At 66.6% G+C, this 11,027-nt stretch carries 11 protein-coding genes and 1 other annotated feature; of the genes, 4 read left to right on the plus strand and 7 right to left on the minus strand.

The genetic code is table 11. The features are described from left to right. Nucleotides 1-8: 8 nt before the first annotated feature. The 3 genes from ACYPYD_RS18270 to ACYPYD_RS18280 all read right to left on the minus strand — a co-directional run bounded on the left by ACYPYD_RS18270 (nucleotide 9) and on the right by ACYPYD_RS18280 (nucleotide 2,924). Nucleotides 9-1,046, minus strand: coding sequence for a hypothetical protein (locus ACYPYD_RS18270; RefSeq protein ID WP_459664664.1), 1,038 nt, complete (start codon nucleotides 1,044-1,046; stop codon nucleotides 9-11). A 197-nt stretch (nucleotides 1,047-1,243) separates the two neighbouring features. Next, on the minus strand, nucleotides 1,244-2,074 hold the full coding sequence (map, locus tag ACYPYD_RS18275; protein ID WP_008831600.1) for a type I methionyl aminopeptidase: 831 nt from the start codon (nucleotides 2,072-2,074) through the stop codon (nucleotides 1,244-1,246). Between the two features lie 37 nt (nucleotides 2,075-2,111). After that, a complete protein-coding gene (locus ACYPYD_RS18280; RefSeq protein WP_008831601.1) occupies nucleotides 2,112-2,924 on the minus strand; it encodes a DUF4163 domain-containing protein in 813 nt (270 codons plus the stop codon). A gap of 64 nt (nucleotides 2,925-2,988) precedes the next feature. Between ACYPYD_RS18280 and ACYPYD_RS18285 the strand changes: the two genes are divergently transcribed. The 4 genes from ACYPYD_RS18285 (at nucleotide 2,989) to ACYPYD_RS18300 (ending at nucleotide 7,428) form a co-directional block, all read left to right on the plus strand. Next, nucleotides 2,989-4,371, plus strand: a complete 1,383-nt coding sequence (locus tag ACYPYD_RS18285) for a leucyl aminopeptidase family protein (RefSeq protein WP_069708948.1) — start codon at nucleotides 2,989-2,991, stop codon at nucleotides 4,369-4,371. Between the two features lie 102 nt (nucleotides 4,372-4,473). After that, the gene (locus ACYPYD_RS18290; protein WP_375154508.1) at nucleotides 4,474-4,794 is read left to right on the plus strand and encodes an SH3 domain-containing protein; all 321 of its coding nucleotides are present in this window, start codon (nucleotides 4,474-4,476) and stop codon (nucleotides 4,792-4,794) included. Next, nucleotides 4,791-5,714, plus strand: coding sequence for an N-acetyl-gamma-glutamyl-phosphate reductase (gene argC, locus ACYPYD_RS18295; protein WP_459664665.1), 924 nt, complete (start codon nucleotides 4,791-4,793; stop codon nucleotides 5,712-5,714). Before ACYPYD_RS18290 ends, argC begins: the two co-directional genes overlap by 4 nt. Before the next feature lie 81 nt (nucleotides 5,715-5,795). Continuing rightward, nucleotides 5,796-5,851: a sequence feature (sul1 is cis-regulatory element that is thought to sense ions involved in sulfur or methionine metabolism; They are found in Alphaproteobacteria), on the plus strand. 74 nt (nucleotides 5,852-5,925) lie between these two features. Next, a complete protein-coding gene (locus tag ACYPYD_RS18300; protein ID WP_459664667.1) occupies nucleotides 5,926-7,428 on the plus strand; it encodes a SulP family inorganic anion transporter in 1,503 nt (500 codons plus the stop codon). Between the two features lie 42 nt (nucleotides 7,429-7,470). On the opposite strand, the gene ACYPYD_RS18305 is transcribed toward ACYPYD_RS18300, so the two are convergent. The 4 genes from ACYPYD_RS18305 to ACYPYD_RS18320 all read right to left on the minus strand — a co-directional run bounded on the left by ACYPYD_RS18305 (nucleotide 7,471) and on the right by ACYPYD_RS18320 (nucleotide 10,626). After that, nucleotides 7,471-7,857 (minus strand): DUF1801 domain-containing protein, encoded by a 387-nt coding sequence (locus tag ACYPYD_RS18305; protein WP_459664668.1) that lies wholly within the window; start codon nucleotides 7,855-7,857, stop codon nucleotides 7,471-7,473. Continuing rightward, entirely contained in the window at nucleotides 7,854-8,486 is a 633-nt protein-coding gene (locus tag ACYPYD_RS18310) for a lysozyme (protein ID WP_036525984.1), read from the minus strand. Before ACYPYD_RS18310 ends, ACYPYD_RS18305 begins: the two co-directional genes overlap by 4 nt. A 285-nt stretch (nucleotides 8,487-8,771) precedes the next feature. Beyond that, on the minus strand, nucleotides 8,772-10,181 hold the full coding sequence (gene glnA, locus ACYPYD_RS18315; RefSeq protein WP_271180950.1) for a type I glutamate--ammonia ligase: 1,410 nt from the start codon (nucleotides 10,179-10,181) through the stop codon (nucleotides 8,772-8,774). A gap of 106 nt (nucleotides 10,182-10,287) precedes the next feature. Beyond that, nucleotides 10,288-10,626, minus strand: a complete 339-nt coding sequence (locus ACYPYD_RS18320) for a P-II family nitrogen regulator (RefSeq protein WP_008832116.1) — start codon at nucleotides 10,624-10,626, stop codon at nucleotides 10,288-10,290. Between the last annotated feature and the right edge of the window lie 401 nt (nucleotides 10,627-11,027).

Genomic DNA, 11,027 nt, shown 5'->3' on the forward strand with positions numbered 1-11,027 from the left:
CTTCCCCACTACAACTCCATCACGCTGGGCTTGCTCGACCGTTCGATCATGCCCGTCGCGCGCTCACCATCCCACGTATAGACCGCGTGCGCCTGCTGGACGATCGGCCAGTCCTTGGGCCAGTCCGGCGGCAGCACATGCCCACCGCGAGAACGAGTGTTCGCGAAGGTCCGTCCTCCGATCTCCACCCGGCGCCCGTCCACCGTCTCCAGCACGCAGGACACGTCCTCGCCGCCGGTCACCAGCCGCCGCAGCCAGGGGATCACCACCGGCCGCGCGCCGGTGCGCACCCCGTCCTCGATGATCCAGCCTTCCGAGTAGCTCGGCGGCTCGCCCTCGCGCACAGGGTAGGAATTGAACCCGAACGCGTGGCCGTCCGGGAACACGGCGGACTGCCAGCAATGCCCCCAGAATCCCGCGAAGGCGCGGAAACCCGTTCGGCGGATGCGCAGGCCATTGCCGCGAAACGCGCGCTCCTCGCCATCGACGACGAGGGTGCCGCTGCAGCGGAACAGCTGCTCGTAGCGCGGGCTCATGTAGTCGCCCTGCTTGCCGCCGAGCGCCTCGGCTGCTTCGGGCAGGATCGTGCCCGGCTCCCAAGGGATCGCGGCCATCTCCATGTCGACGGTGAAGGCGACCTCGCTCCACGCGGTTTCGGCGAAATCGGGGTTGTCGAGGATTTCCTGCGCGCTGGTCCGCGCCACCGGCCCATCGAAGGCAGCCGTCCAGCGGCGAAACGGCTCCGCGCATTCGAAGCGCACCGGACCCGTCCCGCGCACCGAGGGCCTGCCTTGAGCGTCGTAGGGGGAATGCGGCTCGCCCGCGCCGCGCCGCGACCACAGGCGCCCGTCGGCGAAGGCGATGTCGAGCCACAGCTCGTGCCGGTCCCACTGCGCGCCGACCGCCTCGACGCCCACGCGCATGGCGAAGAGGCCGTTCTCCTCTTCGATCCACACGTTGACCGCATCGCGGATGCCGTCGTCGGGCTTTTCGGCCACGACGAATTCGCGCTCGACCGGGATACCGCCCGACAGGTCAGCCACCATCACTCTCCCTCCTTGTTTCGAGGGAGACTGTCACGCCATACGCGCCGGGTCATCCACGAGGCCCGCGCCGGGGCGATACCTCGTCCTTCCGGACTTGATCCGGGCCCGCTGGCAAATCTTGAGGCGATAGATCGCAGCCACGCGCAGCAAGGGAGGCGGTTCATGGCCAGCGGTCCCGGATCAAGTCCGGGACGACGTCAGGCGTAAGGCGGCTTGTGCAGCCCCTTGGGGCTGGTGGTGAAGATCTCGCAGCCGTCCTCGGTAATGCCGATCGAGTGCTCGAACTGCGCCGAGAGCGACTTGTCGCGGGTCACCGCCGTCCAGCCGTCGTTCAGCAGCTTTACCGGCGGCTTGCCGAGGTTGATCATCGGCTCGATGGTCATGAACATGCCCGGCTTGAGCAGCGGGCCGGTGCCGGGGCGACCGGCATGGACCACTTCGGGCGCGTCATGGAACAGGCGGCCGAGGCCATGGCCGCAGAACTCGCGCACGACGCCGTAGCGGTTCGCCTCGGCATAAGCCTGGATGGCAGCGCCGATGTCACCCACGCGGTTGCCGGGCTTCGCCTGCTCGATGCCGATCATCAGGCACTCGTACGTCACGTCGACCAGACGGCGCGCCTTCAGCGGCACGTCGCCGACCAGGTACATACGGCTGGTGTCGCCGTGCCAGCCGTCCAGCAGCGGGGTGACGTCGATGTTGACGATGTCGCCGTCCTTGAGCGTCTTTTCCGACGGGATGCCATGGCAGACCACGTGGTTGATCGAGATGCAGCACGAATGCGCATAGCCCCGATAGCCCAGCGTCGCCGGGACCGCCCCGCCCGCGAGGGTCAGTTCGCGCACCTTGTCGTCGATCTCGGCGGTGGAGACACCCGGCTGCACCATCGGCGCGATTTCGTCGAGGATCTTCGCGGCGAGCGCGCCGGCGCGGCGCATGCCCTCGAAGCCGTCGGGGCCATGCAGCTTGATGGTGCCGTCGCGCAGCAGCGCTTCCTGGCCGGGCTCTACGATCTGGTATTCGGTCATCCGCCCCAGATAGCGCATCCGGGGCGAAATTGCGAGATCAGGGTTTCACCGAGAAGGCTGAGCGATACTGCGGCTTGAGCGCGGCCATCACCTTGCCCGTCACCGGCACCGTCACTTCATAGCTGCCTTCCGCGTAAGGCCCGGCCTCATAAGGCGCGACGAGTACGCCGATGCGATCGAAGGTCTTGCGGTTGGTCGAACCCAGGATCAGCGTCTGCGCGGTCGGGTCGATGCATTCGGTGAACATCTGCCCGCTGTCACGCTGGACCGGCTCGCCCCGCTTGCCCGCGCGGGCCTTGTCGAGCCCGTCGCAGAACGGCGTGCGCAAGGCATCGCGCAGCGCGTCCTGGCTGGTGAACAGGTCCATCGGCTTGCGCGCCGTGTCGGCGCCGCGATCCCACAGCAGGGTATCGAACCCGCTCATGCCGTGCGCGCCGCCGCTGTACTGGTACATCTCCGAGGACAGCGACAGCCAGCCCGGCAAGTCGGTGACCACCTTCCAGTCCACCTGCATCGAATGCGCGTGATAGGGGAAGCCGTCCTTGGTCATCTCCGCCTTGTCGCTGCGTGCGGAGGAGACCAGTTCGCCCTTGGTATCGTCCAGCTTCCGGTCGAGCATCGCCCGCAGGCCGGGTAGCGCCGCCGCCGCGTCGGGATAGGAATAGCCGAACTCGTAAAGGTCGTTCTCCTCCTTTTCCGAGCGCCCCTTCACGGCGGGCGCTTCCGAGGGCGCTTCGGTGGAGGCCATCGGCAGCGCCTCTTCGCTGGCAACCGCCGTGGCGCTCGGCTGTGGATCGCTGTCGCCCGATCCACTGCACGCAGCGGCGGCAAAGGCCAGAACAACAACCATACCGGAGTATCGCATCAAAATTCCTCTCGCACTCAGGCTCGGGTGGAGGCTAGAGAATCAGGCCATGAGCGACAAGAACGCATTGATCCAGCCCGATCGCGGCCAGCAGGCCGTCTCCATCCATCTCGTCGACAAGGACGGACTGGAGAAATTCACGAAAGGCCTCACCGTTCCCCAGCGCGCCGTGCTGGAGGCCGCCCGCTTCGACGCAAGTGCCGGGGAATACGTCATTCTCCCCGAGGGCGACGGCTGGAGCGTGGCCGCAGGCGTGGCCGACGCCGGAACGCTCGGCGGCTGGTGCATGGCGAAACTCGCCGAGAAACTGCCCGCCGGGACATACCGCCGTGCTGGCGGCGAGCCGGGCGCGGCGATCTTCGGTTGGATTCTCGGCCAGTACAGCTTCGACCGCTACAAGGCCGACGCCGAGGACCACGGCCCGCGCCTGCTCCTGACCGGCGAACCCGCGCAGATCGCCGCTCTCACTGCCGAGGCCGAGGCGGTCATGCTGGTGCGCGACCTCGTCAACACTCCGGCCGAAGACATGGGCCCTGCCCAGCTGGAGGCCGAGGCCGAAGCGCTGCACAAGGCCTTCCGCGCCGAGATCCGCGTCACGCGCGGCGAGGTGCTGGAGCGCGACTTCCCGATGGTCCACGCGGTCGGCCGCGCCGCGGGCCGCAGCCACGCGCCGCGCATGATCGAACTGGAATGGGGCGACCCGAAGAACCCGCGCATCGCCGTGGTGGGCAAAGGTGTCTGCTTCGATTCGGGCGGCCTCGACGTGAAGCCCTCCGCGGGCATGCTGCTGATGAAGAAGGACATGGGCGGCGCGGCCCACGCCCTCGCCCTCGCCCGCCTGATCATGAGCGCCAACCTCCCGGTGCGCCTGCACGTGCTGGTCCCGGCGGTGGAGAATGCGATCTCGGGCAACAGCTTCCGCCCTGGCGACGTCCTGCGCAGCCGTGCCGGGATCACCGTCGAGATCGGCAACACCGACGCCGAAGGCCGCCTGATCCTGGGCGATGCGCTCACCCGCGCGGGTGAGGCCGGCCCTGAATTCATCATCGACTTCGCCACTCTGACAGGAGCGGCCCGCGTCGCGGTCGGCCCCGACCTGCCCGCGCTCTTCACCCGCGAGGATGCGACGGCCGACGCCCTGCTCGCGGCGGGCAAGACGGTGGACGACCCGTGCTGGCGCCTCCCCCTGCACGAAGGCTACCGCGAGTACCTCAAGTCCGACGTCGCCGACATCAACAACGCCGGGTCCAGCGGCTTCGCGGGCGCGAGCACGGCGGCGCTGTTCCTCGACCGCTTCGTCCCCAAGGGCGTGGAATGGGCGCACTTCGACACCTTCGCCTGGCGCCCCACCGCGAAGGCGGGCCGTCCGAAGGGCGGCGAAGCGCTCGGCCTTCGCGCGGCATGGCACATGCTGAAAGCGCGCTATGCTTGAAAGAATCCCGTGTCTCGGGTAGGCGCGCCCATCTTTGACTTTGGAGACGCACCCGCGTTGGCATCTGTGGATTCGTATACTCGCCCTGACCAGACGGACGGCATGGGGTCCCAGAAAATGCTGGCCATGACCGGCCCCAGCGTGAGCGCCGATCCCGGCTGCCTGCCCGTGCGCGGCGACCTTGCCCACATCAAGCTGGCGGGCCGCTACTTCGTGCCGCACTATGCCGTGCCGATGCCGCGCGCGCTCAAGTCCGGCGCGATCCTGCGCGTCTTCGGCCGCGACGATGCGGAAGTCATCGCCGACCTGCCTGCGGGGGAAACCTTCAACGTGCTGGATATCGCGGGCAAGTGGTCCTGGGGCCAGCTCGGCGAGGACGGTGCGGTCGGCTACGTGGCTCTCTCGGATCTGGAAGCGGCATGACCACCAGCGTCTTCATCGACGGTGCGGCGGGCACCACCGGCCTTGAAATCGCCGACCGGCTCGCCGGGCGCAGCGAGTTCTCGCTGATCACGCTCAGCGATGACAGGCGCAAGGATGATGCCGCGCGCGCCGAGGCGCTGAACGACGCCGACGTCGTGATCCTGTGCCTGCCCGACGATGCCGCCAAGGCCGCCGTCAGCATGATCTCCAACCCGCGTACCCGCGTGATCGACGCCTCCTCCGCCCACCGCGTCGCGGAGGGCTGGACTTACGGTTTTCCCGAGATCGTCGGCCATGACACGGTCGCGCAGGCCCGTTTCGTCAGCAATCCCGGCTGCTACCCCACCGGCTTCATCGCCCTCGTCGCCCCGCTGGTGCGCAGCCGTCTGCTGCCTGCCGACTGGCCCTACGTGTGTCACGCCGTGTCGGGCTACTCGGGCGGCGGCAAGGCGCTGATCGCGCGCTTCGAGGACGACACCGACATCGCCTTCCGCGCCTACGGCCTGGCCCTCGGCCACAAGCACGTGCCCGAGATGAAGGCGCAGACGGGCATCGGCCACGATCCGATCTTCGCCCCCGCCGTGGTCCCCGCCCATCGCGGCATGCTCGTCGAAGTGCCGCTGCACCTCTCGATGATGCCGCAAGCCGGATCGCCCGACGACCTGCGCGCCGCGCTGGCCGAGTTCTACGCGGGCAGCATGATCGTGAAGGTCGAGGCAGACCAGCCCGACGAACTGCTGCTTCGCGCCTCGATGGAGCCCGTCGATACCCTTACCCTGCGCGTTCTGGGGGCGAAGGACGGCGCGCAGGCACGCCTCGTCGCGATCCTCGACAACCTCGGCAAGGGCGCGAGCGGGGCTGCGGTGCAGAACCTCAACATCATGGCCGGCCTCGACGAGACGGCGGGCCTGCGCCTTTGATGGACCCTGCCCTCCCCGGCATGGGGAGGGCACTCAAGCCTTGCAAACTGACGGCCCACTGCTCTAACAGGGCAGCAATCGCAAGGACCCGGTGCAATTCCGGGTGGCTATTCCGGCCGCCGATCCGCCGGACAACATCACACATGACCTGAAACCTCAGCGCCCATTTGGCGCTCGTGGTCCTGCCATCGTGCCTTGTTGTGGAATTTCCATGTCAGACAAACTCACCCGCTACGCCCGGCAGTGGTTCAGCGACTTCGCGACCGCGCGCCGCGACGTCCTCGCCGGCATCGTCGTCGCCATCGCGCTGATCCCCGAGGCGATCGGCTTTTCGATCATCGCCGGGGTGGACCCGCGCGTCGGGCTCTATGCCTCGGTCGCCATCGCGATCGTCATCGCCCTCGTCGGCGGACGCTCGGCGATGATCTCGGCCGCGACGGCTTCCGTCGCCGTTCTGGTCGGCCCGCTGGTGCGCGACCACGGCGTCGAGTACCTCTTCGCCGCGACCATCCTGATGGGTGTCTTCCAGGCCATCGCCGGACTGCTGCGGCTCGACCTCGTGATGCAGTTCGTCTCGCGCTCGGTCATCACCGGGTTTGTCAACGCGCTGGCCATCCTGATCTTCATGGCGCAGTTGCCGCAACTGACCAACGTGGGCTGGCAGACCTATGTCATGGTCGCGGGCGGTCTCGCGATCATCTACCTGTTCCCGCGCGTCACCAGGGCCGTGCCTTCGCCGCTGGTGGCAATCCTGGTGCTGACGGCGATCTCGATCGGCATCGGCCTGCCGGTCAATACCGTGGCCGACATGGGCAAGCTGCCCGAGGGCCTGCCCAGCTTCGCCCTGCCCCATGTGCCGCTGACTTTCGAGACGCTGCGGATCATCGCCCCCTACGCGCTGACGATGGCGGCGGTGGGCCTGCTCGAATCGCTGCTCACCGCGCAGATCGTCGACGACATGACCCAGACCGACAGCGACAAGCGCGCGGAGTGCGTCGGCCAGGGCGGCGCCAACGTGGTGGCGGCCCTCTTCGGCGGCATGGGCGGCTGCGCGATGATCGGCCAGTCGGTGATCAACGTGACCTCGGGCGGGCGCGGGAGGCTCTCCACGTTCGTCGCGGGCGCGTTCCTGCTGTTCCTGCTGGCCGTGCTGGGACCGTGGGTCGGCCGGGTGCCGATGCCCGCGCTCGTCGCGGTCATGGTCATGGTTTCGATCGGCACCTTCAGCTGGGCCTCGATCGCGAACCTCAGGCGCCATCCGCCGACCTCGTCGGTGGTGATGCTGGTGACCGTCGGCGTCGTCGTGGCGACGCGCGACCTTTCGCTCGGCGTGCTGGCGGGGGTGCTGCTGTCCGGCGTATTCTTCGCAGGCAAAGTCCAGCGCATGTTCGCGGTGGAGCGCGGCGAAGAGAACGGCATCGCCACCTACCGTGTCTCGGGCCAGATCTTCTTCGCCTCGGTGGACCGCTTCATCCGCGCCTTCCAGGACGAGGCGCAGGAAGAGGCGGCGGCCGGGCACATCGTGATCGACGTCTCGGCCGCGCACTTCTGGGACATCTCGGGCGTGGGCGCGCTGGACAAGGTGGTCGAGCGGCTGCAGCGCGACGGCCGCAGCGTCGAGGTGGTCGGCTACAACCGGGCGAGCGCGGACATCGTCGACCGCTTCGCCCTCCACGACAGGACCGGCGTGGAAACGGGCGCGGTGCCGGGCTGAACCTTTCACGTCGTCACGGACTTGCTCCGGGACGACGGCCGATTACCGCTTCTTCTTCGCCTCGTTCAACACGGCGGCGTCGCGCAGCAACGCCGAAAGCGCCGCCTCGTCGATCGCGTCGCCTTCATGAATGTCGATGGCGCGGCGCACGTTGCCCTCGAGGCTGGCGTTGAACAGGCCCGCCGGGTCGGGCACCGAGGCGCCCTTGGCGAACGTCAGCTTGACCGCCGCCTTGTAGGTCTCCCCGGTACAGACGATACCGCCGCCCGCGTACCACGTGGGCACGCCGCGCCATTTCCATTCCTCGACCACCTCGGGCAGCGCGGCGTGGACGACGGCCCGCACTCTTGCCAGCGCCTCCCCGCGCCAGTCGCCGAGTTCGGCAATGCGTTCGTCGATCAACTGAGCGGGGGTTTTCGTGTCGGTCATGCTGTCCCGTAGAGTTTCGCTTCGTCCGCGCGCCGGTTCTTGAGGCCGGTCATCGGCTTGCCGTCGTTGTAGATCCACTTGCCGAACTGGGCCTGCGCCCCGGCGAAGTCACCCGCCTTGTGCAGCTTGCCCAGCGACGAACTTGTGATCTTGCCGGTGTTGTAATGGAACGAGACGAGCGCGTCGAACTGGTTCTGCGAGGTCGCGGCAGAGCCGATGAAGGCGGCCACTTCCTTCACGTAATCGACCATGTCGACGTCGAAACGCGCATCGCACTGCGCCTGCGTCCAGACGACGCCCTTTTTCACGTCGGAGCCCGTAGAGCCCCAGCCGATCGTCCAGGGCTTGCCGTCGACGCTGCCGGGGTCGGGATAGGCCGCGAAGGTGCCGTTGGCCTGCCGTTTGGCGCAGCCCTCCCACTTCTTGATGAGCTTGGCCCCGGCGGCGCCCAGCACGCGCCCCGTCGCCGCGACAGCGGCTGCGGGGCTTGAAACCGGCTCGGGGGCGAGACTGGCGGTCAGGCCGCCGGTGGAAAGGTCGATCGCCTTGTCCAGCGCGTTGACTTCGGCCTGTGTGAACGAACGGTCCAGCATCTTGCGGACGGCATCAAAGATCGGCTTGCGATTCATGTACGTGCCCTTTCGCTACAGACGGCGCACGCAGTATCGCGTGCAGAACAACTACACTTCGCGCGCCCGAATAGGTGTGAATACGGCGGAAACGCCGCCAGATACGGTCCCGTCTCTTGCGGGGTACGCATGAGGTACATCCACGTCGGTGCTGTAGGAAAGCGGATTCTTGAGGAGGAGCGGCGCTATCCGGAATTGTCATTAGCCCCGGAACGCGAAAGGGGCGCCCGGATTGCTCCGGACGCCCCCTCTCGGCGAACTGGTCGCCAGCGCTGATCGGATGGATCAGGCGCTGTAGTACATGTCGAACTCGACGGCCGACGGCGTGGTTTCCCAGCGCAGCACTTCGGGCCACTTGAGTTCGAGGTAGGCTTCGATCTGGTCCTCGGTGAACACGCCGCCTTCGAGAAGGAAGGCGTGGTCGGCCGCGAGGGCGTCCAGAGCTTCACGCAGCGAACCGCAGACGGTCGGCACTTCGGCGAGTTCGGCCGGCGGCAGATCGTACAGGTTCTTGTCCATGGCTTCGCCCGGGTGGATCTTGTTCTTGATGCCGTCGAGGCCGGCCATCAGGAGCGAAGCGTAGCACAGGTAGGGGTTGGCCATCGCGTCGGGGAAGCGGAATTCCACGCGCTTCGCCTTGGTGCCCGCACCGTAGGGGATGCGGCACGAGGCCGAACGGTTGCGCGCCGAGTAGGCGAGCAGAACCGGTGCTTCGTAACCCGGGACCAGGCGCTTGTAGCTGTTGGTGGTCGGGTTGGTGAAGGCGTTCAGGGCCTTGGCGTGCTTGATGACGCCGCCGATGAAGTACAGGCAGGTCTCCGACAGGCCGGCGTAGCCGTTGCCGGCGAAGGTGTTCTCACCCTCGTTCCAGATCGAGATATGCGTGTGCATGCCCGATCCGTTGTCCTTCATGATCGGCTTGGGCATGAACGTTGCGGTCTTGCCGTAAGCCTGTGCGACCATGTGCACGACGTACTTGTAGATCTGCATGCGGTCGGCGGTGGTGACCAGCTTGCCGAAGGTCAGGCCGAGTTCGTGCTGGGCAGCCGCCACTTCGTGGTGGTGCTTGTCGCAGGGCAGGCCCATTTCGAGCATGGTGGTGACCATCTCGGCGCGGATGTCCACGGCCGAGTCGACCGGAGCGACCGGGAAGTAGCCACCCTTGGCACGTGGGCGGTGGCCCAGGTTGCCGGTGTCGTATTCCTTGTTGGTGTTGCCCGGCAGTTCGATGTCGTCGATCTTGAAGCCGTTGCCGTCGTAGCCGTCGTAGAACTTCACGTCGTCGAACATAAAGAACTCGGCCTCGGGGCCGACGAACACGGTGTCGCCGAAGCCGGCCGACTTGACGAACGATTCCGCACGCTTCGCGGTCGAGCGCGGGTCGCGGGCGTAGAGTTCACCGGTCGAGGGCTCGACGATGTCGCAGAACAGGATCAGCATCGGGGTGGCCGAGAACGGATCGGTGTAGACCGCGTCGAGGTCGGGCTTGAGGATCATGTCCGACTCGTTGATGGCCTTCCAGCCCTCGATCGACGAACCGTCGAACATCAGGCCGTCTTCCAGCTCATCCTCGCCGAGGACGGTCGAAACCATGGTCAGGTGCTGCCACTTGCCCTTGGGGTCCGTGAAGCGAAGATCGACCCACTCGATCTCCTCGTCCTTGATCTTCTTGAGGACGTCCTTTGCACTAGCCATTTTCTTGGTTCTCCAGCGTTACTCTTCCGATCCCGAAAGAGGATAGGGTTGGTCTTGTTGCGGGAATGCGACGGCCCCCACCGTCGCAGCCCGATTTCTGCGATCTTTAGAGCGCGTCGTCGTCGCGCTCGCCGGTGCGGATGCGCACGGCGGTCTCGACGGGGACGACGAAGATCTTGCCGTCGCCGATGCGGCCGGTCTGCGCGGCGTCGGCGATCGCCTCCACCACGCGCTCGGCCAGAGCGTCGGGCACGACGACCTCGAGCTTAACCTTGGGGAGGAAATCCACGACGTATTCGGCGCCGCGGTAAAGTTCGGTGTGGCCCTTCTGGCGCCCGAAGCCCTTGGCTTCGGTGACGGTGATGCCCGAGACGCCGACTTCGTGCAGCGCTTCCTTCACTTCGTCGAGCTTGAACGGCTTGATGATGGCTTCGATTTTCTTCACGCCTGCCTGGACCCCTGCACTTGCACCCGGACTGTATCTTGAGGGAACCGGTCCGGGAACCAGAAGCCTCGCGCGCGATTCCCATCAAGAATCGTGCCAATGCGGTGGCGCTACTGATAGGCCGAGTGTGCGCCTGCGAAAAGACCGCATTTGGGTGATTTACCCGGTCAGTAAACAATCTGTCGCATATGATGCGCCGGATTTGGGAAATGTTGTGTTCAATATTCAGGCAAGTGGTGCCTGAATATTGTGCACCAGCACAAACAGGGCAGCGCCCTTGGCCCGCCCGCAAGAGCGACCCACTTTGACATGAAACCCAGCCTGTCATTGCGAGCGAAGCGAAGCAACCCAGGGCAGCACTACGCCGCCCTGAGTTGCTTCGCTCGCAATGACGAAGTGAG

The organism is Novosphingobium sp. 11B (genome assembly GCF_054589055.1).